The following is a 23,266-nucleotide window of genomic DNA, read 5'->3' on the forward strand; positions in this document are numbered from 1 at the left end:
TGGCGCTCAGGCGCCGGCCTTGAGGAAGCCTGTCAAAGCCTTGAGCATGTGCTCCGGCGTTTCGGTCATCTGGTGGTGGCCGCCGGGCAGCATCACCACGCTGGCGTTGCGCGCCTTGGCAATCAATGCCTTGGCCGCCTTGGGCGGCGTCATCTGGTCCTGCTCTCCCAGCACGAACAGGGTGGGGCAGGAAACCTGCGCAATCGCGGCTTCGCCGTTGCGGTAGCTGTCACAGGCAACAAAGCCGATGTGAAACAGATTGACCGTCGTGTTGCTGGCCAGCACTTTTTTGCCCAGTGCCATGGAGGCGCCATAAATCCAGGTGCCCGGCCCCAGGGCTGAAGGGGGAGGCGCCAGGGTGCTGCGCGAGAACACATTCACCATGTCCAGCGCCTTTTGCGGGCTGTTCAAGGAAGCGTCGATCAGTGCTGGCGATACCTGCATGGGGTAGGCAATGCCTACCAGCACCAACTGGCTGACACGTTCGGGCGCGCACCCGGCAGCTTCCAGAGCTACCAGGGAGCCAAAGCTGTGGCCCACCAGGGCGGCCTTGGCCACGCCCGCTGCATCCAGCAAGGCCAGAACCCAGTCGGCGGCCTCTTGCACGGTGGTGGCCGGTGCACCCGTGCTGCGGCAATGGCCGGGCAGGTCCAGCGCCAGCACGTTCCAGCCGTGGTTGGCAAAGTAGCGGCTCTGCAGAATCCAGACGCTGTGGTCGTTGAGCACGCCGTGGATGAACACCACGGTGGGTTTGGCAGGGTCCAAAGACTTGCCGGCGGTGTAGCAGTAAATGGAGGCGTTGTGGACCTGGATGTGCATGTCAGGCTCCCGCTTTCTCGGCAGCGCGCAGGGCGCGCTTGAGGTCGTCGAGCAGATCGTCCGCCTCTTCGAGCCCAATGGACAGGCGTATCGTGCCCTGGCTGATGCCGCCCTTGGCGAGCGCCTCATCGTCCATGCGAAAGTGGGTGGTGCTGGCCGGGTGTATCACCAGGCTGCGGCAGTCGCCCACGTTCGCCAAGTGGCTGAACACCTTGAGGGCTTCCACAAAGGCCTTGCCCTGGGCACGTGAGCCTTTGATGTCAAAGCTGAACACCGAGCCAGCGCCGCGCGGCAGCAGCTTCTGCGCAAGGGCATGGTCTGGGTGTGTCTCCAGCATCGGGTGGCCCACGCGCGAAACCAGGGGATGCTGGGCCAGGAACTCCACCACGCGCTGGGTGTTGCGCATATGGCGCTCCATGCGCAGCGACAGCGTCTCTATGCCCTGCAGGATCAGCCAGGCCGAGTGCGGGCTCAGCGCGGCGCCAAAGTCGCGCAACCCTTCGCGCCGGGCGCGCAGCAAGAATGCACCCACCGATGCCTCCTCAGTGAACACCATGTTGTGAAAGCCCTCATAGGGTGCCGAGAGTTCCGGGAACTTGCCCGAGGCGTCCCAGTCAAAGCTGCCGCCGTCCACCACCAGACCGCCAATCACCGTGCCGTGCCCGCTCAGGAACTTGGTGGCCGAGTGATAGACCAGATCGGCACCTTGCGTGAAAGGTTGCACCAGCCAGGGCGAGGTGAGGGTGGAGTCCACCAGCAGCGGCACTCCGGCTTCGTGGGCAATGGCGGCCACCTCGGGGGTATTGAGCACGTCCAGCCCGGGGTTGCCCACGGTTTCGCCAAAGAACAGCTTGGTATTGGGCCGCACCGCAGCACGCCAGCCATCAAGGTCACCTGGTTTGACGAAGGTGGTCTCTATGCCGAAGCGGCGCAGCGTGTAGTGCAACAGGTTTTGCGAGCCCCCATAGAGCGCGGTGGAGGCCACGATGTGGCTGCCCGCACCCATCAGGGTGGCAATACACAGGTGCAGGGCAGCCTGTCCGCTGGCCACCGAGATGGCGCCCACACCGCCTTCCAGCGCGCTGATGCGCTGCTCCAGCACCGCATTGGTGGGATTGCTGATGCGCGAATACACATGGCCGGCACGCTCCATGTTGAACAGCGAGGCGGCGTGGTCGCTGGACTCGAAAACGAAGGACGTGGTGAGGTGGATTGGCACGGCGCGCGCGCCGGTGGCATCAATGGTGGCACCGGCATGCAGTGCGAGCGTGTCGAAACCGGGGTCGGCATAACCTGCCATGGTCGTCTCCGTTGCGAAGTGTTGTCAAAATGGGCTGGAAAGCCACACATTGTGGGCTATATTCAAGTTCTGGATACCCATACCTAGTGCCTTGAGGAAACACCATGAAAGTCAGCGACATCCTGCGCGTCAAAGGCGGCACGCTTTTCACCGCCCATCCCGATGAACCCCTGTCCCGCGCATTGGACCTGATGGCGGAAAAGGATATCGGTTCGCTGGTGGTCATGGAGCACGGCGACCTGGTGGGCATGCTGACTTTCCGCGAAGTGATCCAGACCCTCGTCAAGAATGGCGGCGTCATTGGCACCACCATCGTACGCACCGCCATGGACGACGCGCCCCTGACCTGCACCATGGAAACCGATATGGACGAAGTGCGCCGCATGATGCTGGACCGCCATGCCCGCTACATGCCGGTGATGGACATGCGCATGCTCATGGGCGTGATCAGCTTCTACGACGTGGCACGCGCCGTGGTGGACAGCCAGAATTTCGAGAACCAGATGCTCAAGGCCTATATCCGCGACTGGCCCGAGGGCGAAGCGCCCGCAGCGCCCAACTGATGTGCCGGGCGGCCAGCAGGCCGCGCGCTCTGGGATAATCCGCCTTCTATGAGCGGCAATACTTTTGGACAACTCTTCGCAGTCACCAACTTTGGTGAATCCCACGGCCCGGCCATTGGCTGTGTGATTGACGGCTGCCCCCCCGGCATGGCGCTCACCGAGGCGGACATCCAGTTTGATCTGGACCGCCGTCGCCCCGGCACCAGCCGCCACGTGACCCAGCGCAACGAGCCCGATGCGGTGCAGATCTTGAGCGGTGTCTACCAGGGCAAGACGACGGGCACACCGATCGCCCTGCTGATCCAGAACACCGACCAGCGCAGCAAGGATTACGGCAACCTGCTGGAAACTTTCCGCCCCGGCCATGCTGACTACGCCTATTTCCAGAAATACGGGATCCGCGACCCCCGTGGTGGTGGCCGCTCCAGTGCGCGCCTGACCGCGCCCATGGTGGCGGCGGGCGCCGTTGCCAAGAAGTGGCTGAAGGAAAAGTTCGGTACCGAATTCCGTGGTTGCATGACGCAGATTGGTGAACTACCGATTGGCTTCGAATCATGGGACCATGTGCCGCGCAACCCTTTCTTTGCCCCGGTGGCCGACGTCTCTGCCCTGGAAGACTACATGGATGCCCTGCGCAAGGCGGGAGACTCCTGCGGTGCGCGCATTCGCGTGGTGGCCAGCAACGTGCCGGTGGGCCTGGGAGAGCCGCTGTTTGACAAGATGGATGCCGACATTGCCTACGCCATGATGGGCATCAATGCCGTCAAGGGTGTGGAAATCGGTGCCGGTTTTGCCAGCGTGTCACAACGCGGCACCATACATGGTGATTCGCTCACGCCCCAGGGCTTTGCCAGCAACAACGCGGGCGGCGTCCTGGGTGGAATCACCACTGGTCAGGACCTGGAAGTGAGCATTGCCATCAAGCCGACCAGCTCCATCACCACGCCGCGCGATTCGATTGACTCGTCCGGCAACCCGACCCAGGTCATCACCAAGGGACGTCACGACCCCTGTGTGGGCATACGCGCAACCCCCATTGCCGAGGCCATGCTGGCCCTGGTGGTGATGGACCATGCACTGCGCCACCGCGCCCAGTGCGCTGACGTGCAGCACACGCTCAAGCCGATTCCGGCCCGCATTTAACGTCGATTCTTGAGTGGGTTGTCGCCCACTATTCCCCAGTCGGGTGGGCCCACGCCGGAGCCCAGGCCCGGCTTGGCGTTTTCCTGCACCTGATCCACATACCAAAGCGCCAGACCGGTCCCGCCGATCAGGATGATGGCGCCCACGACCAGCTTGAGTACTGTGACCCAGACGCTGGGCTCATCGTCGTCATCTTTTTTCATGCGATAGACCTCGGATACAGGCAGGGCCTGTGGTGTGGATTGCATTGTCTTCCAGGCGGCAGCACGTTCCAAGCAAGTATGCATTGGTTGATTGAAATGCGTACTATCTTTGCAGACATAGGTGTAAATACTAGGTATCTGGTGCAAATAAGTATTTCAACTGGTATTGCAAGTATCGTTACTGCATCTGTGAGTCGGTATCTTTCACCTGTCAGTGCTGGTTGCACTCAGGCATTGAGCACAGACCTCTTCTCATCACTCTGGAGACAACAACATGAAACTCAAATCCCGCGTAGCTACGGCTGCAGCATTACTGGTATCCCTGTGCGGGCTGTCTGCATCGGCCACCGAACTGGTGATTGCCACCGTCAACAACGGTCACATGATCGAGATGCAAAAGCTCGGAAAGAACTTTGAGCAAGCCAATCCGGACATCAAGCTCAAATGGGTCACGCTGGAAGAAGGCGTGCTGCGTCAGCGCGTGACGACCGACATCGCAACCAAGGGCGGTCAGTTCGACGTCATGACCATCGGCATGTACGAAACCCCAATCTGGGGCAAGAAGGGCTGGCTCAAGGAACTAAAGACCGACGCAGCCTATGACGTCGATGACCTGCTACCCGCCATGCGCGACGGCCTGTCCGTGGATGGCAAGCTGTTTGCCGCTCCCTTCTACGGCGAGAGCTCCATGCTCATGTACCGCAAGGATCTGACCGACAAGGCCGGCATCAAGTTCGAAGGCCGCCCCACCTGGGACCAGGTGCGTGATGCTGCTGCCAAGATCAATGACCCCAAGAACGGCGTGTACGGCATCTGCTTGCGCGGCAAGCCGGGCTGGGGTGACAACATGGCCTTCCTGTCGACCATGGCCAACAGCTTTGGCGCCCAGTGGTTTGACATGAAGTGGAAGCCCCAGCTCGAGTCCAAGCCCTGGAAGGATGCAGTCACGTTCTACGTGGATTTGCTGACCAAGTACGGCCCGCCCGGATCCTCTGCCAATAGCTTCAATGAAATCCTGGCCCTGTACAACGAAGGCAAGTGCGGCATGTGGATTGACGCCACCATCGCAGCATCCTTCATCACTGACCCCAAGCAGTCCAAAGTGGCTGACAAGGTGGCGTTCGCACAAGGTCCCTACAGCGTGACGCAAAAGGGCGCCAACTGGCTGTGGGCATGGGCACTGGCCATTCCGGCCGGCACCAAGAACGCGGACGCTGCACAGAAGTTCATCAGCTGGGCAACCTCCAAGGACTACATCAACCTGGTGGGCAAGACCAATGGTTGGGCCCACGTACCCACAGGTACCCGCAAGTCCACCTATGCCAATGCGGAATTCCAGAAGGCTGCCGTGTTTGCAGCGGCTGAAAAAGCAGCCATTGACTCTGCCAACCCCAACGACAGCACGCTGCCCAAGTCTCCGTACGTGGGCGTGCAGTTTGCGGCCATCCCCGAGTTCCAGGCGATTGGTATCGCCGTGGGTCAGCAGATGAGCGCGGCTCTGGCTGGCAAGACCACGGTGGATGCGGCGCTGAAGGCATCGCAGGCTGCGGCGGAGCGCGAAATGACCAAGGGCGGCTACTACAAATAAGGATCATTGGGCTACTGCGCGGCCTGATCTGACGCGCGTGGTGCTCGCCGTACGAGAGTACGGCTGTGCGCCCCGCGCGCCACCTCAAGCCGCTCGCTACGCCCACTGAACCTTATTTGATGACCCTTTTCAGGGCATCCGATTTCACGCATTCCAAACCTACAACAACGATGAACTGCGCCCTATGAAACGACTATTGCCACGCCTGCTGCTCACTCCTGCAGTGGCGTCCTTACTGCTGTGGATGATCGTCCCGTTGGTGATGAGCATCTACTTTGCTTTCATCCGCTACAACCTGATGCAGCCCGAGGTCACAGGTTTTGCCGGACTGGAGAATTTCCAATACTTCCTGACCGATCCGTCCTTTTCCGTGGCGGTGATGAATACGCTGCTGCTGCTGGGTAGCGTGATCGTGGTGACGGTGCTGTTCGGCATTGGCATCGCACTGCTGATCGATGATCCTTTTCCTGGCCGTGGCGCAGTGCGGTTGTTGCTGATCTCGCCATTCTTCGTCATGCCCACGGTCAATGCCCTGCTGTGGAAGCACATGATGATGAACCCGATTTACGGGGTGCTGGCACAGGTCTGGAAGTTCTTTGGCGCCACGCCGATTGACTGGCTCACCGACTTCCCGTTGGGCTCGGTGATCATCATGGTGTCCTGGCAATGGCTGCCGTTTGCAGCGCTGATTTTCATGACGGCGCTGCAGAGCATGAACCGCGAGCAGCTGGAAGCGGCGCGCATGGATGGTGCGACCTACCTGCAGCAACTGCGCTACCTCTACATCCCGCATCTAGGCCGCTCCATGGCAGTGGTGGTAATGATCGAGATGATCTTTCTGCTCAGTGTCTTCGCCGAGATCTACACCACCACGGGTGGCGGCCCCGGTGATGCGAGCACCAATGTGGCCTTCCTGATCTTCAAGCAGGCGCTGCTGAATTTTGACGCTGGCGTGGCCTCTGCCGGTGCCTTGTTTGCAGTGGTGCTGGCCAATATTGCAGCCGCATTCCTGATCCGCATGGTCGGCAAGAACCTGGACAAATAACATGGCACGACGCTCCAAATACCCTCCGGCACTCATCGTGCGCACGCTGTGCGCCTGGGCAGTCACGCTGCTGCTGTTCTTCCCTCTGGGATGGCTGGTGCTCACCGCCTTCAAGACCGAGTTGCAAGCCATCTCGGTGCCGCCGCTGCTGTTCTTCAAACCGACGTTTGCCAACTTCGTGGAAGTGCAGGAGCGTAGCGACTATCTGCTCTATGCCAAGAACTCGGTGGTGACCAGTGTCATGTCCACCTTGCTGGGCCTGGCGATCGCTGCTCCGGCGGCCTATTCCATGGCCTTCTTCCGCAGCAAGCGGACCAAGGACATCCTGATGTGGATGCTCTCCACCAAGATGATGCCGGCCGTGGGTGCGCTGGTCCCCATTTACGTACTGGCGCAAAGTGCGGGTCTGCTGGACACGCAACTGGCGCTGGTGATCATCTTCACGCTGTCCAACCTGCCCATCATGGTGTGGATGCTGTATTCCCATTTCAAGGACATACCGCACGAAATCCTGGAAGCGGCCCGCATGGATGGCGCCACGCTGTGGCAGGAATTCCGCCGCGTGTTGTTGCCGCTGGCCGTGGGTGGCCTGGCATCCACCGGGCTGCTGTGCCTGGTGCTGTCGTGGAACGAAGCCTTCTGGAGCCTGAACCTCAGCTCGGCCAAGGCCGGCACGCTGGCCACGCTGATTGCCAGCTACTCCAGTCCGGAAGGGTTGTTCTGGGCCAAGCTGTCTGCTGCCTCGCTCATGGCGATTGCGCCCATCGTGGTGTTTGGCTGGTTCAGCCAGAAGCAGCTGGTGCAGGGGCTCACCTTCGGAGCGGTGAAGTAGATGGAACACCCCCCGGCTTGCTCGCTGCGCGTAGCCGCTTCCCCCCTTGCAGGGGGCGGTGCGAGCGGCCCGGCGAAGCCGGTTCCGCCGCACCCTTGGGTGGCACCCATGGCGCTCGGCGGTCTCAATTCATAACAAGTATTAGGAGAAATCCAATGGCGTACCTTCAGTTGCAAGGCATAGAAAAAGAGTTTGGCAATGTGCGCGTGATACGCGGCATTGACCTGCAGATCAACCAGGGCGAGTTCATCGTCTTTGTCGGCCCGTCAGGTTGCGGCAAGTCCACCTTGCTGCGTCTGATTGCGGGACTGGAAGAAACCACGGGTGGCAAGCTGATGCTCGATGGGCGGGACATCACCGATCAGCCTTCGAGCAAACGCGACCTGGCCATGGTGTTCCAGAGCTATGCGCTGTATCCGCACATGAGCGTGTATGAAAACATGAGCTTTGCGCTCAAGCTTGCCAAGGTGGATGAAGCCGTCATCAAGGAAAAGGTAGGGCGTGCGGCAGCCATTCTCAACCTCACCAACTACCTGGAGCGCACACCCAAAGAGCTGTCCGGCGGCCAGCGCCAACGCGTTGCCATCGGCCGGGCCATTGTGCGTGCGCCCAAGGTGTTCTTGTTCGACGAGCCACTCTCCAATCTGGATGCAGCGCTGCGCGGCCAGACACGCATCGAGATAGCCAAGTTGCACCGCGACCTGGGCGCCACCACCATCTACGTGACCCATGACCAGGTGGAAGCCATGACCCTGGCGGACCGCGTCGTGGTGTTGCGTGACGGCAAGATCGAGCAGGTGGGTACGCCGCTGGAGCTCTACGATCGCCCGGCCAACCAGTTCGTGGCGCAGTTCATAGGCACACCGCAGATGAATGTGGTGGCAGCCAAGGATGTGCAGGCACTGGTGCAGAGCACAGCGCTGCCGGTGCAGCCCGACGGCTTCATCGGCTTGCGTCCGGAAAACATCACCCTGTGCGCGCCTGCACAGGGGCAGCTCACGGGCAAGGTCGAGCTGGTGGAGGCCTTGGGCGCAGAGACATTGGTCTATGTGTCCACCGACACCGGCGTGCAACTGGTGTCCCGCCAGAACGAGCGCACCGAGCTGACGCCGGGCCGTTCCGTGGGCATGCAGATCGATGTGGATGCTGCGCATCTGTTTGACGCGCAAGGCCGCATCACGCGTACGGGCAAAGCCCGGGAAACACGGGTTCACTAGACATGCAAGACACATCCAAACCCTTGGTCATGCTCCATCTGGGGCTGGGTTCCTTCCACCGCGCACACCAGGCGGTGTACCTGCACCAGTTGCAGCAAAGTGGCGACACGCGCTGGTCCTTGGCTGGCGGCAATATTCGCCCTGACATGGCTGAGACGATTGAGGCGCTGATTGCGCAGGACGGCGCTTACACGCTGGAGACGGTCACGCCGCAAGGCGAGCGCACTTACACACGCATCACATCCATCCATACCGTGGTGCGTCACGACCCCATGCTCTCGGGACTGATCCGCCTGGGTGCAGACCCGCAGACACGCATCATCTCGTTTACCGTGACGGAAGCGGGCTATTACCTGGATGCCAAGGACCGTCTGGACCTGGGCTTTGCCGATCTGCAGGCGGACCTGGATGCCATCCGCGCTGGCAGGGCCGGCAGCACCATCTATGGCGCACTCACCGCCATCCTCAAGGCGCGCATGCAGGCCAAGGCAGGAGCGGTGACGCTACTCAACTGCGACAACCTGCGGCACAACGGTGACCGCTCACGCAGCGGATTGCTGCAGTTTCTGGAACTGCTGGGGGACACCGAACTGCTGGACTGGGTGAAAGCCCACACCAGCAGCCCCAACGCCATGGTGGACCGCATCACGCCGCGCCCCACAGCGGAAGTGCGTGCGCGCGTGAAAGCCGCCACCGGTGTGGATGATGCAGCCGCCCTCATGGGTGAGAGCTTCATCCAGTGGGTGATTGAGGACAACTTCATCGCTGGCCGCCCTGAGTGGGAGACCGTAGGCGTGGAAATGGTGCAGTCGGTGCAGGCCTATGAAGAGGCCAAGATCCGCCTGCTCAATGCCACGCACAGCTGCATTGCCTGGGCTGGCACTCTGATCGGCTACACCTACATCCACGAAGGCACGCATGATGCCGACATCCGCAAGTTCGCCTACGACTATGTGACGGACGATGTGATCCCGGTGCTGGACACGCCCGAGCACCCGTGCCCCATCAACTTGGCGCAGTACCGCGACGTGGTGTTGGATCGCTTTGGCAACCCCGCCATAGCAGACACCAACCAGCGTGTGGCCATGGACGGTTTTTCCAAGATTCCGGGCTTCATCGCTCCAACCATCCGCGAGCGTCTGGCGCGTGGCGAGTCCATAGACAGCGTGGCCATCTTGCCCGCGCTGTTTCTGGCGTATCTGCAGCGTTGGCACGCCGGCCAGATCCACTACACCTACCAGGACCAGGCCATGGAGCCGGCTGTGGCACATGCCATCTGCGACGCCGCCGATCCGATAGCCGCCTTCTGTGCGGATGCCACCTTGTGGGGCCCGCAGGCACAAGACCAGCGTCTGGTTGCAGCACTGCGTGGCGCCTATGCCCGCGTTCAGACATTTATTCAGAGGAAGTCAGCATGACCCGTTTACAAGGCAAGCACGCATTGCTCACCGGCGCCGCCGGCGGTATTGGATTCGCCGTGGCCCAGGCCTATGTGCGCGAAGGAGCCAAGTGCACGATTGCGGACATCGGCAAGACCCCATCCGTGTCCGTTTCCGATCTGATGGCGCGGTTTCCGGACGCGGTCCAGTATGTGCCTACGGACGTCACCCGTGCGGCCGATATCGATGCGCTGATCGCTACTGCCGAATCCCGCTTCGGTGCCATCACCACGCTCTACAACAATGCGGCCATCTTTGACATGGCGCCGCTGCTGGAGAGCGATGAGGCGATGTACGACAAAATCTTCGCGGTCAACGTCAAGGGTGCCTTCTTCATCATGCAAAAGACGCTCGCGCACATGGTGGCCCACCAGGTGCAAGGTGGCTCGGTCATCAATATGGCATCACAGGCGGGTCGCCGGGGTGAGGCACTGGTGTCGCATTACTGCGCCAGCAAGGCAGCGGTCATCAGCTACACCCAGAGCGCCGCACTGGCAATGGCACCGCACAAGATCCGGGTCAACGGCATTGCGCCCGGCGTGATCGCCACACCCATGTGGGCCCATGTGGACGCACTGTTTGCCAAATACGAGAACCTGCCCATCGGCGAAAAGAAGAAGCGGGTGGGTGAGGCTGTTCCACTGGGTTACATGGGCGACCCCAACGACATCTGCGGTGCAGCGGTTTTCCTGGCCAGTGACGAAGCCTCCTACATCACGGCGCAGACGCTCAACGTGGATGGCGGCAACGTCATGTCTTGAGCTACAGTGCGCAAAATTCCTGAGTGAATTCCCGTGTCCAATAAGCCGCGTCAACTCAAACCCGAACTGGAGCATGCCTATACGCGCTCTCCGGAGCTAGGCTATGAGCGCCCGGAGGAAGTGGGCATCATCCGCTGCCTGTCGCACGGCTTTCCCACGCCGCTGGCACGCTGGCACTACCACGACGAGTACGAGCTGCACCTGATCACCAGTACCTCGGGCAAGGCCTTTGTGGGCGACTGGATAGGCCAGTTCCAGCCCGGTCATTTGGTGCTCACCGGCCCGCGCCTGCCGCACAACTGGGTCAGCATGGACTTGCCCGACGGTGGTGTGGCCGAGCGCGATCTGGTGATCCAGTTTCCACATGCGCCCATCGAGGAGGCCAGTCGTCACGTGCCGGAAATGCGCGCCATATTGCCACTGCTGGAGCGCGCCAAGCATGGCATCGAATTCTTCGACCTGTATCCGCAGGCCTTGGAGCATTGGCACAAGGTCAAGAATTCACAGGGGCTGGCCCGCTTCGGCGCGTTTTGCACGTTTCTCAATGAGCTGGCGCAGTGCAACGACTACCGCCTGCTGTCCAATGCGCAGATCCAGAGTGTGGACAACGACGCACAGCTCGAGCAGATCAACGCCATTCTCAGCCGCATCACCGACAAGCTCACCGAACCTTTGTCTGCCGCTTCGCTGGCCGAGGAGCTGGACATGACCGAGAGCCGCTTCTCGCGTTTCTTCCGTCGTGCCACCGGCAATACTTTCACCGATTTTGTAAACCATGTGCGCATCAACCGCGCTTGTCAGTTCCTGATGGAGTCGGACCGGCAGATCACCAGCATTGCCTATGAGGTCGGATTCAACAACATCGCCAATTTCAACCGACGCTTTCTGGACATCAAAGGCATGACGCCACGCGAGTTCCGTCGCCAGGTGGCCAACCGCTTTGGCGTCAAGGCCTGAAGCGTCCGTCGATCACCACAGGCTGAAGCGCCTTCCCAACTGCAGGAAGATGTTGCGGTTGCCGCTGCTGCCGGACGCTGCGCCAAAAAAGACGTCGCCGATCTTGCTGTCCACACCGATGAATGCGGTGCCGCTGTATTTCGGGTCGTAGTCCCTGTTGCTGACCCAGGAGTCGCCCACTTCGGCCACAAAACCGACAAAGGTGGGCTGGTGCAGGATACCGCCGTCCGAGAGACGGTACATGTACGTCGCTTGGGCGTGCAGCAGCCGGTCGCCGCTGAGCTGACCCATCTGATAAGCACCCATGGACTGGAAGCCCCCCAGGTACAGTGGTGAGAGGGATGTCACGCGCGTACAGCCGTTGCAATCAAGGATATGGTCGGCACCCAGATCCAGCCCCAGGTTGACCACGTGGGCGCCAAAACTTCTGGCCCATAGCGCATTGGCGCGGTAACTCGTGTACTGGTTGGTTCCGGTCACACCTTGTGCCGCGGCTACATTGATGAAGTAGCCCCGGGTCGGGAAAGAGGGCGAGTCCAGCAGGTCGGCAGTGAACTGTGCATTCATGCCGGTGAAATCCCACTGGCCGTCCTGCATCACGTAGGTGACTGCGCCACCGCTATCCGACGGAAAGCTCACAGTCTTGGCAGTGTCTATGGTGACCTGGGTCTGGTTGGTTACCAGACCGATCTTGGCGGTAGCCTTCTTGCTCAAGTCGTATGACAGGTTGAGCCCCAACTCCTGGCGACGCAGGGTGGCTGCGCCCATTTTCACGGCCGTCGCAACGTCTGGCCGATAGACCGATAACTCATTGCTGTTGTAGGTTCCGTAGGCATTCAGTCCCCACCCCCCTGAGAGGGGCTGAAACAGGCTTGCCGCTAACTCGCTCTGGGAACCCGCACGCAAGTCCACCTGCAGTTCCAGGCCATCGGGCGTCAGCCACGGACGACGAAATCCTGCGCCCAGAGAGAACCGGTTGGTTCCGCTGCTTTCGGTATAGAAGCCCAGGTTGGTCTTGAGAAAGTTGGGGCCATACGTCTTTTCGTTCACGTCCACTACCAGCTCATATTTGCCGTTGAGCATGGGACTGATCTGGTAGCTCAGGCGCTCAAAATTGCCGCTGGTGTAGAGCTCGTCAATCTTCTGGCTGACCAGATGGGGCTGGTAGGGCTTGTCCAGCAGCGGTTGAAACTCTTGTTCGATGAAGGCGGTAGAGACGTCCCGGTTGCCGGTCACGCGGATGCGGCTGACCAGAACGCTCTCCGGCACAAACTCGGATGCCGCTTGGGCTGGCACCGGCACTGTCACTTGCGCATTTGTGATGCGCGCCAGCTCGCGGAAGCGCGCATCCTGCGCCTGTACCGCGATTTGGCCCACCTGGATGATCTCGGCAGGTTGGTCAAAACTGCCAGCCGTGTAGTTCTGCAACTGGGGCCGCACCAGAATGTCCTGTGGACGCAGCAGTGCAATGTTGCGGCGCTCGTTTTGCCGCATCAGGATATCCAGCATGCGGGTGGCCACGCTCAGTGCATTGCCGGTGTCCAGGTTGTCGCCCACCTTGTCGGTATCGCCCAGATAGGAAGCCACGATGATGTCTGCGCCTTCCTTCAGAGCAACTTCCACCGGCAGGTTGGCGACCAGTCCACCGTCCACATAGGTCTCGCCATCGATTTCGACCGGGGCAAACACCCCGGGCGCCGCCATGCTGGCGCGCACCACCAGAGCCAGCGAGCCATGGTCGAAGGAAACCAGCTCTCCGTCGCGGTAGCGCGTGGCCACGGCCCGGAAAGGAATCTTGAGGTGGTCAAAGTCGGTACCTGGTGGCACTCTGGCAGTCAGCTCCTGCATCAGGGTGAGAAAGCGCTGGCCGTCACTGACGCCCCGCGCAAAGGTGAGCTGGCCGTTCTTGACGCCCAGCTCCAGATCGACCGGGTAGCGCTGCTGGTAGTCCCGCGTGCGGTGGGGCAGTTCGGTGCGGCTCAATTGGTCCAGCGCAACGCGGCCCGGGTCCAGGCTGCCGATGACCTTTTCAATGTCCTGCGTTGACATGCCACTGGCGTACAGGCTACCGATGACCGCGCCCATGCTGGTGCCAATGATCTTGGTAATGGGGACATGGTCTTCTTCCAGGCGCCGCAATAGGGCGATGTGGGCAAACCCCTTGGCACCGCCACCCGCCAGCACGACGGTGACTTTGGGTGGGGGGGGCTCTTCAGCACCCGCCGGTGCGGCAAGGCAAGCCAGGGTTGCCAGCATCAGTGCGGCAAGGGAACGGGAGATTTTGCGCATGACCGATTATCGGCAGCTTGACTCCCGTCCCGCAGGGACTGCCTGAATGACGACGGTCAGGTGCTTTCCAGTTCCGCGGTGGGTATGCAGCTGCAGAACAGGTTGCGGTCACCGTAGACGTTGTCCACCCGCCCCACGGTGGGCCAATACTTGTTGGCCTTGAGGCTGGCCAGCGGGAAGGCGCCCAGCTCGCGCGCATAGGGGCGGTCCCAGTCGGTGCCTACCACGGCAGCGGCCGTGTGCGGCGCATGCTTGAGCGGGTTGTTGTCCTGCGGCCAGTGGCCTTGTTCCACCTCGGCAATCTCTGCGCGAATGGACAGCATGGCGTGGATGAAGCGGTCCAGCTCGGCCAGGGTTTCGCTTTCGGTAGGCTCCACCATCAGGGTGTTGGGCACCGGGAAGGACAGTGTGGGCGCATGAAAGCCATAGTCCATCAGCCGCTTGGCCACGTCCTCTGCCATCACGCCGCAGGATTCCTTGAAGTGGCGCAGGTCCAAAATGCATTCGTGCGCCACATGGCCGGGCTTGCCGTTCAGGGATGTACTGGCATAGAGCGTAGGGTAGGCATCCGCCAGGGCGGCGCTGATGTAGTTGGCCGCCAGGATGGCTGCCTCCGTAGCGTGCTTCAGTCCTTCGGCACCCATCATGCGGATGTACATCCAGCTGATGGGCAGCACAGCCGCATTGCCCAGGGGCGCCGCGGACACCGCGCCACCTTGGCCCTGCACGCCGCCTGTCTTGTGACCGGGCAGGAAGGGCACCAGGTCTTCCACCACGCATACCGGGCCCACGCCGGGTCCGCCGCCACCGTGGGGGATGCAGAAGGTCTTGTGCAGGTTCAGGTGACTGACGTCGCCGCCGAATGCGCCGGGCGCAGCGGTGCCGACCAGGGCGTTCATGTTGGCGCCGTCCACATAGACGCGGCCGCCATGCTGGTGCACCAGGGCGCACAGCTCTTTCACCTGGGTTTCAAACACGCCGTGCGTGCTGGGGTAGGTGATCATCACAGCGGCCAGGTTGGCGCTGTGTTTCTCGCAGTGGGCGCGCAGGTCGGTCATGTCTACATTGCCTTGCGCGTCGCAGGCGGTAACCACCACTCTCATGCCGGCCATGGCAGCGCTGGCGGGGTTGGTGCCGTGCGCGCTGCTGGGGATCAGGCAGATGTTGCGATGCGACTCGCCGCGCGAGGCATGCCAGCCGCGAATGGCCAGCAGGCCTGCGTATTCGCCCTGGCTGCCGGCGTTGGGCTGCAGGCTGATGTCGGCATAGCCGGTGGCGGCGCACAGCCAGGCACGCAGTTGCCGATCCAGCTCGGCATAGCCTGCGCGCTGTTCGGCGGGGCAGAAGGGGTGGATGTTGGCAAACTCGGGCCAGGTGATGGGAATCATCTCGCTAGTGGCGTTGAGCTTCATGGTGCAGCTGCCCAGCGGGATCATGCTGCGGTCCAGCGCCAGGTCCTTGTCACTCAGCATGCGGATATAGCGCAGCATGCCGGTCTCGGAGTGGTAGCTGTTGAATACTGCATGGCCCAGGTAGCTGCTGGTGCGCAGCAGCGCAGCGGGAATCAGCGGTTGCGCCTGGTCGGCAAAGGCTTCGACTTTGGGCAATGCCTGGCCTGGCTTGGCGAAGAGGGACCAAAGCAGTGCCAGATCGTCACGGGTGGTGGTTTCGTCCAGCGAGACGCTGATGTATTCGTCCCAGGACAGGCGCAGATTGACTTGCGATTCCAGAGCCTTGGCGAGCAGGGCCTGTGCATCGCTGGCCGATGCACAGCGCACGGTGATGGTGTCAAACGCGGTGTTGCTGGTGAGCGTGTAACCCAGTGCCGCAACGCCTTGCGACAGGATGGACGCGTAGGTGGCCACGCGCTGGGCAATGCGCTTGAGTCCGGCCGGGCCGTGGTAGACCGCGTACATGCTGGCGATCACAGCCGGCAGCACCTGCGCGGTGCAGATGTTGGAGGTGGCTTTTTCGCGGCGGATGTGCTGCTCGCGTGTTTGCAGGGCCAGGCGGTATGCCGGATTGCCATGCACGTCCACACTCACGCCCACCAGCCGACCTGGCAGGGAGCGCTTGTATTCGTCGCGGCAGGCCATATAGGCGGCGTGTGGGCCGCCGTTGCACAAAGGCATACCAAAGCGCTGGGTGGTGCCCACCACGATGTCGGCATCCCATTCGCCCGGGGGCGTGAGCAGCGTCAGGGCCAGCAGATCGGCTGCCACGATGAAGGCGGCCTGCTTGGCGTGCACCTTGGCCACTTCAGGTGCCCAGTCGTCGATGCGGCCGCTAGTGGATGGGTACTGCGCCAGCACGGCAAAGTAATCGCCTTCCAGCAAGGCAGACCATTCGGTGGCGGAATTCGCCACCTTGATTTCCAGACCCAGCGGCGCGGCACGTGTCTGCAGCACCTCGATGGTCTGGGCATGGCAGTCACCGGCCACCACGAAGACGTTGCTCTTGCTCTTGACGCTGCGTTTGGCCAGCGTCATGGCCTCGGCGGCGGCAGTGGCCTCATCCAGCATGGAGGCGTTGGCAATCGGCATGGCAGTGAGGTCGCAGACCATGGTCTGGAAATTCACCAGTGCTTCCATGCGCCCCTGGGAAATCTCTGCCTGGTAGGGCGTGTAAGCGGTGTACCAGGCCGGGTTCTCCAGGATGTTGCGCAGGATCACGCCGGGCGTGTGGGTGCCGTAGTAGCCCTGGCCAATGAAGTTCTTGAACAGCTTGTTTTTGCCGGCCATGGCCTTGATTTCGGTCAGTGCCGCAGCCTCCGTCACCGCAGGCGGGATGTTCATCTTGTCGGCACGCGCAATGCTGCGCGGCACGATGCTGTCGATCAGCGCCGTACGGCTGGACTCACCGATGACGCGCAGCATGTGCTGCTCGTCGGCTTCGGTGATGCCAATGTGGCGGGCGATGAACTCGCTGCTGTTTTCAAGTTCTGCAAGGGTGGGGGAGGGTGCGTTCACTGTCATGGCAAGGCGGTGCGGTGGGTTTAGGCGGCTTCGGAGAACTTGGTGTAGGCGGTGTCGTCCATCAGCGCGTCGAACTGGCTTTGATCGGCCACGGTGATCTTGAAGAACCAGCCGGCGCCCAGTGGGTCACTGTTGGCCAGCGCGGGGTCTGCACGCAGCTCTTCATTGACTTCAGTGACAGTACCGTCCACGGGCATGTAGACGTCGGCAGCGGCCTTGACCGACTCGACCACGCCGGCCACATCGCCCTTGGCGTAGGTCTTGCCTACCTCGGGCAGTTCCACGAACACCACGTCGCCTAATGCGTCTTGCGCATGGACGGTAATGCCCACTACGGCCTGGCCGTTGTCGAGCTTGAGCCACTCGTGGTCGGGGGTGAATTTGATGGTCATATTGGATTCCTTTCAGTAGAGGGTGTGTTGTGACAGATGTATTTCAGTGAACCGCAGGGGCATGTTATCCACGGTAATAGCGGTTGGGCGTGAAGGGCATGGAAGTTATTTCCATCAGCACGGGCTTGCCGCGCACGATGGCGTTCACGCGGGTGCCCAGTGCAGCCATGGATGCGGGCACATAGCCTATGGCAATCGGTTTGTCGACCGTGGGGCCCAGCAGACCGCTGGTGACTTCGCCGATAGTTTGTCCGTTCAGGTCCTGCAGGGGCGTGTGGTCGCGCACGGGAACGCGCTCCAGTGCCACCAGGCCCACGCGCTTGCGTGCGTTGGCGTCAGGGTGTGCCAGCGCCGCCAAAATCTTTGCTGCACCGGGGAAGCCGCCTTCGCGTGCGCCCCCTGCACGACGTACCTTTTGCATGGCCCACAGCAGATTGGCTTCTACCGGGTTGGTGGTGGTATCGATGTCATTGCCGTACAGGCACAGTCCGGCCTCCAGGCGCAGCGAATTGCGGGCCCCCAGACCGATGGGTTTGACTTCCGGCTGCGCCAGCAGGGCACGCGCCAAGGCATCTGCATCGCGGCTGTGCACCGAGATTTCAAAGCCGTCTTCACCCGTATAACCGCTGCGGGTGAGAAACACGGCTATGTCCTGCGCGCCGGTGTGCACCGTGAAATGGCCACCAGTCATGAACACCAGCTTCTCCACGCCGGGAGCCAGCCGCGACAAGGCGGTCACCGCCTGCGGGCCTTGCAGCGCAAGCAAGGCCATCTCCGGCATAGGAATGACTTCGCAACGGCTGCCAATGCGGGCCTGGATATGGGCGATGTCGGCCGCCTTGCAGGCACCGTTGACCACCACAAAGATGTCAGCCTCGCGGCGTATGAACATCAGGTCGTCGAGGATGCCGCCCTCTTCATTGAGCAGCAGGCCATAGCGTTGCTTGCCCACGGGCAGATCGATCACGTCCACCGGCATCAGGCTCTCGAACGCTGCTGCGGCATCCGCACCCACCAGGCGCAACTGGCCCATGTGGGACACGTCAAACAGGCCGGCGGCGTTGCGGGTGTGGTGGTGCTCGGCCATCAGCCCGGCGGGATACTGCACCGGCATCGAGTAGCCGGCAAAAGGCACCATGCGTGCGCCCAGCTCGATATGCAGGGCGTTCAGCGGCGTAGTAAGCAAGGGGGTTGCGGAATCGGACAAGAGACTCTCCATCTGGGGGCAAATTGGGTATCCACGACCTGCTCTTGAAAACATGCCGTGCTCTGCCCCCGCTGTCCGCTTTACCTGAGAGATTGGCCACTGGGCAGCGAGCCGCCAGTGATTTGCTCCTTCGGTGGACTGCCGTTTAGGCAGCCTCTCTCCAGTGGGGTGTCGCTGCGTGGACTTGCCACACAACGCTTGTCAGTCCTTTTGCCTGAGCGTTCAGACTGCTGCAATCAGCGGTCCTGCGCCTTCGGCGGCTTCTTCGGTGAGAAGCTCTCTCCTGACCCGAGCGATTCTACATGCTCTGGAAGCGACCTTTTTGAATTTGTTTGCGTCAGATGCAAATTGATTCCCTATTTTTTCCAGGAGTGGAGGATCAATTCCGCTCCAAGCCGTCACTTGCCGGTTCCTGCGCAGCCATCACCAGCCACTTGCGTACGGCTTGCTCCTCCAGTGGGCTCAGGCCTGCCAGCAGCCGCTCCTCTACCACCTTGACAGCCCGCTTGCAGCGCGACAACAGGTTGCGACCTGCAGATGTGATTTCGTTGACTTGGATGCGCCCATGCTCAGCATGCGCACGGCGTGCAATGGCACCGTCACGCTCCAGGTTGGACAGGATCACGTTCATGGTCTGGGGTGTCAGCATGGACAGCCGTGCCAGTTCCGCGCCCGAGGCACCCGGGTAGGCGGCCAACATGACAAGCACGGAGAACTGGGGCAGCGTCACGCCATCGGCGGCCAAAGCCCTTTCCATGCGGGCGCGGTGCGCGGAGTGGGCTTGTCGCAACAGATAGCCAATATGGCCATCGACGCCCCGTTTGCCCCGGCCCACATCGGGTACGGCGTTTGGTTGGGTGTTCACTGGCTTGCGCATGATGTCAGAGTTCGAATATCATTTGTTATCAGAACCCTGATATTAATTCCAAACTTCTTTCATGACCATGACTACTTCCGCATTTCCCGTTCTATCGCCTCGCATGGGTTGGGCTACGTTTGACAAATCCGTCCCGGGCGCTGTGGCCGCTCTGCGCAGTCTGGGCCAGGCTGTCGATGGCACCGGGCTGGACAAGCGCCTGATCGAGCTGGTCAAGGTGCGTGTTTCGCAGATCAACGGCTGCGCCTTTTGTCTCAAGCTGCATCTGGATTGGGCGCGGCAGGCTGGTGTACCAGCCGTTCAGCTGGACTTGCTGGCGACCTGGCGTGACGTGGATTGTTTTGACAGGCGCGCGCAGGCGGCACTGGACTGGGCGGAAGCCCTGACCGGTATGGCATCGCATCACATTGAAGATGCAACCCACGAGCGCGCGTCCTTGCAATTCTCTGAAGTCGAGCTTGCCGCGTTGACTACGTCCATTGCTGCCATCAATGCCTGGAACCGCATTGCAGGATCGTTGCGATTTGAGCCGCCCGGGATGACAACCAAGCCGGAGCGCACGGCATGACGATGGATCAATGTGCTGCTGCACTCACCATCCGGACCGTCAATGATGCGGCTGTCGTTCGAAGTAGCTTCCCTTTGATGGCCCAGTTGCGTCCGGAACTTGCCGACGCGGCCGCTTGGGTATCTTATTGGCAACGCCAATCAGAGCGGGGCTATCGCTTGGCCGGGTTGTATGTGGAGGACGAACTGAAGGCCCTGGCTGGCTACCGCATTCAGGAGAATCTTGTGCACGGGCAGTTCATGTACCTGGACGATCTGGTAACCGATGTCGGCGCGCGAGGGCAGGGACATGGTGAGGCATTGGTCGGATTTCTTCGCGCCGAAGCCGAGCGCCTGGGATGCAACAAGTTGGTGCTCGACACGCCACTGAGCAATCAGTTGGGCCACCGCTTCTATTTCCGATGCGGTCTGTTGGCGACCTCGCTGCGTTTTGTAGAACCCATTGCATCTGCGGTGGCACGGCAATAAAAAAGCCCATCGGGTGATGGGCTTGGGAATTTGAAGAGCGTGAATTACATGTCTGCGTAGTTGGGACCGCCACCGCCTTCGGGCGTGACCCAGACGATGTTCTGTGTGGGGTCCTTGATGTCGCAGGTCTTGCAGTGCACACAGTTCTGCGCATTGATCTGAAGGCGGTCGGAGCCGTCATCGTTCTTGACGAACTCGTACACACCAGCGGGGCAGTAACGCGCCTCGGGTCCTGCGTACTTGGCCAGATTGATGCTGACCGGTACCGACGCATCCTTGAGCGTCAAGTGGGCCGGCTGGTTTTCCTCATGGTTCACATTGCCCAGGAAGACGCTGGAGTTGCGGTCGAAGGTGAGCTTGCCGTCGGGCTTGGGGTAGACGATGGGCGTGCACTCTGCCGCGGGCTTGAGATACAGGTGGTCAGGCTTGTCGCGCCGCAGCGTCCAGGGGAAGTGGCCGCGCAGGGCGAACTGCTCAATGCCGTTCATGATGGTCGCCACGGCCAGTCCCTTCTTGAACCAGCTCTTGAAGTTGCGCGCTTTGTTGAGTTCGGTGAATAGCCAGCTTTTCTCGAACGCTTCCGGGTAAGCGCTCAGCTCATCGTGCTGACGACCCGCCTGCAGTGCGTCAAATGCAGCTTCCGCAGCCAGCATGCCGGTCTTGATAGCCGCGTGGCTACCCTTGATGCGGCTGGTGTTTAAAAAGCCTGCGTCGCAACCCACCAGTGCGCCACCGGGGAACACGGTCTTGGGCAATGACATCAAGCCGCCGGCAGTGATGGCGCGGGCGCCGTAGGCCAGGCGCTTGCCGGTAACCTCACCCTTGTCGTTCTCAAAGTAGTAACGCACGTTGGGATGGGTCTTCCAGCGCTGGAATTCCTCGAACGGGCTGAGGTAGGGGTTGCTGTAGTTCAGGCCTGTGACGAAGCCCAGCGCCACCTTGTTGTCTGCCATGTGGTACATGAAGGCGCCGCCATAGGTGTCGTTGTCCATCGGCCAGCCGGCGGTGTGGAAGGCGAAGCCGGGCTGGTGGCGGCTGGGATCGATCTCCCAGACTTCCTTGATGCCGATGCCATAGGTTTGTGGGTCGGTGCCGACATCGAGCTTGTATTTGGCAATGATCTGCTTGCCCAGGTGACCGCGTGCGCCTTCGGCAAAAATGGTGTACTTGCCCAGCAGCTCCATGCCGATCTGGAAGTTGTCGGTGGGGTTGCCGTCCTTGCCGATGCCCATGTTGCCGGTGGCCACACCTTTGACCGAACCGTCTTCGTTGTAGAGCACTTCGGCCGCGGTGAAACCGGGGAAAATTTCCACGCCCAGGCTTTCGGCTTGCGCGGCCAGCCAGCGGGTGACTTCGGCCAGGCTGATGATGTAGCAGCCATGGTTTTGCACGCATTCGGGCAGGAAGAAGTTGGGGGTACGGAAAGCGGAAGTCTCGGTCAGGAAACTCACGGCATCGTCGGTGACGGGCTGGTTGAGCGGGGCACCCTTTGCCTTCCAGTCGGGAATCAGTTCATTCAGCGCGATGGGATCCATGATGGCGCCCGACAGAATGTGTGCACCAGGCTCGGAGCCCTTTTCCAACACAACGACAGACACCTCCTTGCCGGTCTCGGCGGCGCGTTGCTTGAGGCGGATGGCAGCAGAAAGGCCGGCTGGCCCCGCACCCACGACGACCACGTCGTACTCCATGGATTCACGTGGGCCGAACTGGGACAGAATTTCCTGAGGGGTCATGGAGGGTCTCGCTGGATAATGGAATGGAATTGAGGCAGATTTTATTCGCGGTTAGGGCAGACACTGCTCATGACCGCAAACCGTGCAAACAAGGGAGTGCCCATGGCATACAACATCGACCTTTCGGGCCGCATCGCATTCATCACCGGGGCCAGCAGTGGCCTGGGTGCGCAGTTTGCCAAGACACTGGCGGCGGCGGGTGCGGCGGTCGTACTTGCCAGCCGTCGCGTGGACAAGCTCAAGGAGTTGCGCGCTTTCATTGATGGCCAGGGCGGTGACGCCCATGTGATCGAGCTGGACGTGACCGATCACGACTCCATCAAGTCTGCCGTGGCGCACGCGGAAACCGAAGTGGGCTCCATCGACATCCTGGTCAACAACTCGGGTGTGAGCACCACCCAGCGCTTGCAGGACGTGGAGCCGGAAGACTTTGATTTCATATTCGACGTCAATGTAAAGGGTGCATTCTTTGTCGCACAGGAGGTGGGCAAACGCATGCTGGCCCGTGCAGTGGGGGCGGCACCGGGCAATTACACCGGTGGGCGCATTGTGAACGTGGCATCGGTTGCCGGGCTGCGAGTGTTGCCACAGATCGGTACCTATTGCATGAGCAAGGCCGCCGTCATCCAGATGACCAAGGCCATGGCGTTGGAGTGGGGCAAGCACGGCATCAATGTCAATGCGCTGTGCCCAGGCTACATCGATACCGAAATCAACCATCACCACTGGAAGACCGAGGCAGGGCAGAAGCTGGTGAACATGTTTCCGCGCAAACGGCTGGGCCAGCCCAAGGACTTGGATGCCATGCTGGTGACGCTGTGCTCGGACCAAAGCCATTTCATCAATGGAGCGGTGATTTCCGCTGACGATGGCTTTGGCCTCTAACCT

21 protein-coding genes and 2 riboswitches are annotated in these 23,266 nt (G+C 61.2%); of the genes, 12 read left to right on the forward strand and 9 right to left on the reverse strand.

Annotation, left to right across the window (positions count from 1 at the left end):
• Positions 1 to 6: 6 nt before the first annotated feature.
• Positions 7 to 819, reverse strand: coding sequence for an alpha/beta hydrolase (locus tag AAGF34_RS17600; RefSeq protein WP_342617010.1), 813 nt, complete (start codon positions 817 to 819; stop codon positions 7 to 9).
• Position 820: 1 nt separating this feature from the next.
• Entirely contained in the window at positions 821 to 2,119 is a 1,299-nt protein-coding gene (locus AAGF34_RS17605; protein ID WP_342617011.1) for an O-acetylhomoserine aminocarboxypropyltransferase, read from the reverse strand.
• A 104-nt stretch (positions 2,120 to 2,223) separates the two neighbouring features.
• Between AAGF34_RS17605 and AAGF34_RS17610 the strand changes: the two genes are divergently transcribed.
• Together AAGF34_RS17610 and aroC are read left to right on the forward strand one after the other, a co-directional pair.
• The gene (locus AAGF34_RS17610) at positions 2,224 to 2,682 is read left to right on the forward strand and encodes a CBS domain-containing protein (RefSeq protein ID WP_342617012.1); all 459 of its coding nucleotides are present in this window, start codon (positions 2,224 to 2,226) and stop codon (positions 2,680 to 2,682) included.
• A 48-nt stretch (positions 2,683 to 2,730) separates the two neighbouring features.
• Positions 2,731 to 3,825: a chorismate synthase gene (gene aroC, locus AAGF34_RS17615; RefSeq protein ID WP_342617013.1), complete on the forward strand. Its 1,095-nt coding sequence runs from the start codon at positions 2,731 to 2,733 to the stop codon at positions 3,823 to 3,825.
• Here the strand turns inward: aroC and AAGF34_RS17620 are convergent.
• The gene (locus AAGF34_RS17620; RefSeq protein WP_342617014.1) at positions 3,822 to 4,073 is read right to left on the reverse strand and encodes a hypothetical protein; all 252 of its coding nucleotides are present in this window, start codon (positions 4,071 to 4,073) and stop codon (positions 3,822 to 3,824) included. The genes aroC and AAGF34_RS17620 overlap by 4 nt on opposite strands.
• Positions 4,074 to 4,302: 229 nt before the next feature.
• Between AAGF34_RS17620 and AAGF34_RS17625 the strand changes: the two genes are divergently transcribed.
• The 7 genes from AAGF34_RS17625 to AAGF34_RS17655 all read left to right on the forward strand — a co-directional run bounded on the left by AAGF34_RS17625 (position 4,303) and on the right by AAGF34_RS17655 (position 11,867).
• Entirely contained in the window at positions 4,303 to 5,616 is a 1,314-nt protein-coding gene (locus AAGF34_RS17625; RefSeq protein ID WP_342617015.1) for a sugar ABC transporter substrate-binding protein, read from the forward strand.
• 184 nt (positions 5,617 to 5,800) lie between these two features.
• Positions 5,801 to 6,661 carry a sugar ABC transporter permease gene (locus tag AAGF34_RS17630; protein WP_342617017.1) on the forward strand — a complete coding sequence of 287 codons (861 nt, stop codon included), beginning with the start codon at positions 5,801 to 5,803 and terminating at the stop codon, positions 6,659 to 6,661.
• A gap of 1 nt (position 6,662) precedes the next feature.
• Positions 6,663 to 7,493, forward strand: coding sequence for a carbohydrate ABC transporter permease (locus tag AAGF34_RS17635; protein WP_342617018.1), 831 nt, complete (start codon positions 6,663 to 6,665; stop codon positions 7,491 to 7,493).
• A gap of 155 nt (positions 7,494 to 7,648) precedes the next feature.
• Positions 7,649 to 8,710 carry an ABC transporter ATP-binding protein gene (locus AAGF34_RS17640; protein ID WP_342617019.1) on the forward strand — a complete coding sequence of 354 codons (1,062 nt, stop codon included), beginning with the start codon at positions 7,649 to 7,651 and terminating at the stop codon, positions 8,708 to 8,710.
• Positions 8,711 to 8,712: 2 nt separating this feature from the next.
• Positions 8,713 to 10,128: a D-arabinitol 4-dehydrogenase gene (gene dalD / locus AAGF34_RS17645; protein WP_342617020.1), complete on the forward strand. Its 1,416-nt coding sequence runs from the start codon at positions 8,713 to 8,715 to the stop codon at positions 10,126 to 10,128.
• Positions 10,125 to 10,910, forward strand: coding sequence for an L-iditol 2-dehydrogenase (locus AAGF34_RS17650; protein ID WP_342617021.1), 786 nt, complete (start codon positions 10,125 to 10,127; stop codon positions 10,908 to 10,910). The genes dalD and AAGF34_RS17650 overlap by 4 nt, the downstream gene beginning before the upstream one ends.
• Before the next feature lie 27 nt (positions 10,911 to 10,937).
• Positions 10,938 to 11,867: an AraC family transcriptional regulator gene (locus AAGF34_RS17655; protein ID WP_342621125.1), complete on the forward strand. Its 930-nt coding sequence runs from the start codon at positions 10,938 to 10,940 to the stop codon at positions 11,865 to 11,867.
• Between the two features lie 12 nt (positions 11,868 to 11,879).
• Here the strand turns inward: AAGF34_RS17655 and AAGF34_RS17660 are convergent, their stop codons facing one another.
• The 5 genes from AAGF34_RS17660 to AAGF34_RS17680 all read right to left on the reverse strand — a co-directional run bounded on the left by AAGF34_RS17660 (position 11,880) and on the right by AAGF34_RS17680 (position 19,595).
• Entirely contained in the window at positions 11,880 to 14,156 is a 2,277-nt protein-coding gene (locus AAGF34_RS17660) for a patatin-like phospholipase family protein (RefSeq protein ID WP_342617022.1), read from the reverse strand.
• Between the two features lie 56 nt (positions 14,157 to 14,212).
• Positions 14,213 to 17,131: an aminomethyl-transferring glycine dehydrogenase gene (gene gcvP / locus AAGF34_RS17665; protein ID WP_342617023.1), complete on the reverse strand. Its 2,919-nt coding sequence runs from the start codon at positions 17,129 to 17,131 to the stop codon at positions 14,213 to 14,215.
• 20 nt (positions 17,132 to 17,151) lie between these two features.
• On the reverse strand, positions 17,152 to 17,523 hold the full coding sequence (gene gcvH, locus AAGF34_RS17670; RefSeq protein ID WP_342617024.1) for a glycine cleavage system protein GcvH: 372 nt from the start codon (positions 17,521 to 17,523) through the stop codon (positions 17,152 to 17,154).
• A 64-nt stretch (positions 17,524 to 17,587) separates the two neighbouring features.
• Positions 17,588 to 18,742 (reverse strand): glycine cleavage system aminomethyltransferase GcvT, encoded by a 1,155-nt coding sequence (gene gcvT, locus AAGF34_RS17675; RefSeq protein ID WP_342617025.1) that lies wholly within the window; start codon positions 18,740 to 18,742, stop codon positions 17,588 to 17,590.
• Positions 18,743 to 18,791: 49 nt separating this feature from the next.
• Positions 18,792 to 18,904, reverse strand: a riboswitch (glycine riboswitch).
• Between the two features lie 18 nt (positions 18,905 to 18,922).
• A riboswitch (glycine riboswitch) is annotated at positions 18,923 to 19,026 on the reverse strand.
• Between the two features lie 83 nt (positions 19,027 to 19,109).
• On the reverse strand, positions 19,110 to 19,595 hold the full coding sequence (locus AAGF34_RS17680; RefSeq protein ID WP_342617026.1) for a MarR family transcriptional regulator: 486 nt from the start codon (positions 19,593 to 19,595) through the stop codon (positions 19,110 to 19,112).
• 79 nt (positions 19,596 to 19,674) lie between these two features.
• Here AAGF34_RS17680 and AAGF34_RS17685 point away from each other — a divergent pair, with 79 nt between their 5' ends.
• On the forward strand, positions 19,675 to 20,175 hold the full coding sequence (locus AAGF34_RS17685; protein ID WP_342617027.1) for a carboxymuconolactone decarboxylase family protein: 501 nt from the start codon (positions 19,675 to 19,677) through the stop codon (positions 20,173 to 20,175).
• A gap of 2 nt (positions 20,176 to 20,177) precedes the next feature.
• On the forward strand, positions 20,178 to 20,642 hold the full coding sequence (locus AAGF34_RS17690; protein ID WP_342621126.1) for a GNAT family N-acetyltransferase: 465 nt from the start codon (positions 20,178 to 20,180) through the stop codon (positions 20,640 to 20,642).
• 44 nt (positions 20,643 to 20,686) lie between these two features.
• On the opposite strand, the gene AAGF34_RS17695 is transcribed toward AAGF34_RS17690, so the two are convergent.
• A complete protein-coding gene (locus AAGF34_RS17695; protein WP_342617028.1) occupies positions 20,687 to 22,378 on the reverse strand; it encodes an electron transfer flavoprotein-ubiquinone oxidoreductase in 1,692 nt (563 codons plus the stop codon).
• Between the two features lie 102 nt (positions 22,379 to 22,480).
• Here AAGF34_RS17695 and AAGF34_RS17700 point away from each other — a divergent pair, with 102 nt between their 5' ends.
• The gene (locus AAGF34_RS17700; RefSeq protein WP_342617029.1) at positions 22,481 to 23,263 is read left to right on the forward strand and encodes an SDR family oxidoreductase; all 783 of its coding nucleotides are present in this window, start codon (positions 22,481 to 22,483) and stop codon (positions 23,261 to 23,263) included.
• Positions 23,264 to 23,266: the final 3 nt, after the last annotated feature.

The sequence above is a fragment of the Rhodoferax sp. GW822-FHT02A01 genome (genome assembly GCF_038784515.1).
Lineage (GTDB): Bacteria > Pseudomonadota > Gammaproteobacteria > Burkholderiales > Burkholderiaceae_C > Allorhodoferax.

Bases quoted from the DNA above. Each gene is read 5' to 3' on its own strand.
- AAGF34_RS17600 (WP_342617010.1), bottom strand. From the start codon at position 819: ATGCACATCCAGGTCCACAACGCCTCCATTTACTGCTACACCGCCGGC.
- AAGF34_RS17605 (WP_342617011.1), bottom strand. From the start codon at position 2,119: ATGGCAGGTTATGCCGACCCCGGTTTCGACACGCTCGCACTGCATGCC.
- AAGF34_RS17610 (WP_342617012.1), top strand. From the start codon at position 2,224: ATGAAAGTCAGCGACATCCTGCGCGTCAAAGGCGGCACGCTTTTCACC.
- aroC (WP_342617013.1), top strand. From the start codon at position 2,731: ATGAGCGGCAATACTTTTGGACAACTCTTCGCAGTCACCAACTTTGGT.
- AAGF34_RS17620 (WP_342617014.1), bottom strand. From the start codon at position 4,073: ATGCAATCCACACCACAGGCCCTGCCTGTATCCGAGGTCTATCGCATG.
- AAGF34_RS17625 (WP_342617015.1), top strand. From the start codon at position 4,303: ATGAAACTCAAATCCCGCGTAGCTACGGCTGCAGCATTACTGGTATCC.
- AAGF34_RS17630 (WP_342617017.1), top strand. From the start codon at position 5,801: ATGAAACGACTATTGCCACGCCTGCTGCTCACTCCTGCAGTGGCGTCC.
- AAGF34_RS17635 (WP_342617018.1), top strand. From the start codon at position 6,663: ATGGCACGACGCTCCAAATACCCTCCGGCACTCATCGTGCGCACGCTG.
- AAGF34_RS17640 (WP_342617019.1), top strand. From the start codon at position 7,649: ATGGCGTACCTTCAGTTGCAAGGCATAGAAAAAGAGTTTGGCAATGTG.
- dalD (WP_342617020.1), top strand. From the start codon at position 8,713: ATGCAAGACACATCCAAACCCTTGGTCATGCTCCATCTGGGGCTGGGT.
- AAGF34_RS17650 (WP_342617021.1), top strand. From the start codon at position 10,125: ATGACCCGTTTACAAGGCAAGCACGCATTGCTCACCGGCGCCGCCGGC.
- AAGF34_RS17660 (WP_342617022.1), bottom strand. From the start codon at position 14,156: ATGCGCAAAATCTCCCGTTCCCTTGCCGCACTGATGCTGGCAACCCTG.
- gcvP (WP_342617023.1), bottom strand. From the start codon at position 17,131: ATGACAGTGAACGCACCCTCCCCCACCCTTGCAGAACTTGAAAACAGC.
- gcvH (WP_342617024.1), bottom strand. From the start codon at position 17,523: ATGACCATCAAATTCACCCCCGACCACGAGTGGCTCAAGCTCGACAAC.
- gcvT (WP_342617025.1), bottom strand. From the start codon at position 18,742: ATGGAGAGTCTCTTGTCCGATTCCGCAACCCCCTTGCTTACTACGCCG.
- AAGF34_RS17685 (WP_342617027.1), top strand. From the start codon at position 19,675: ATGACTACTTCCGCATTTCCCGTTCTATCGCCTCGCATGGGTTGGGCT.
- AAGF34_RS17690 (WP_342621126.1), top strand. From the start codon at position 20,178: ATGGATCAATGTGCTGCTGCACTCACCATCCGGACCGTCAATGATGCG.
- AAGF34_RS17695 (WP_342617028.1), bottom strand. From the start codon at position 22,378: ATGACCCCTCAGGAAATTCTGTCCCAGTTCGGCCCACGTGAATCCATG.
- AAGF34_RS17700 (WP_342617029.1), top strand. From the start codon at position 22,481: ATGGCATACAACATCGACCTTTCGGGCCGCATCGCATTCATCACCGGG.